Origin of the sequence: Citrobacter sp. Cpo100, assembly GCF_030332595.1 — a bacterium.
GTDB classification, from domain to species: domain Bacteria; phylum Pseudomonadota; class Gammaproteobacteria; order Enterobacterales; family Enterobacteriaceae; genus Citrobacter; species Citrobacter portucalensis.
On the sequence record NZ_JAOWHM010000004.1, the window covers coordinates 1 to 262 of the forward strand.

Sequence of the window (262 nt, forward strand, 5' to 3'; positions counted from 1 at the left end):
CCGAAACTGTCCACCAGCCCGGTCAGCACCCGGTACGGCGGCAGCGGGGCGGGGAGTACCTCATCCGGCTCCGGTACCCGTTCAGACCAGCCGATAATCCACCATGGTCCCTGCGGACTGTTTGTGGCCAGGTACTGATGCGGACTCAGGCGGGTGTCTTCCGGAAGCGCCTGCCAGAGCAAGTGCAGGGGATGACTCTCGTGCAGTTTCGCCACGCCACCACGGGCGAGCCAGAAGCGTTCGCTGCGGCTGAAGGCCACTT

The 262-nt window shown here is 65.3% G+C and carries 1 protein-coding gene; it reads right to left on the reverse strand.

Annotated elements, in window-relative coordinates; translation table 11 throughout:
• Nucleotides 1–262, reverse strand: a 262-nt coding sequence (locus tag OGX96_RS00020; protein ID WP_286581954.1) for a hypothetical protein, incomplete at both ends; no start/stop codon positions are given.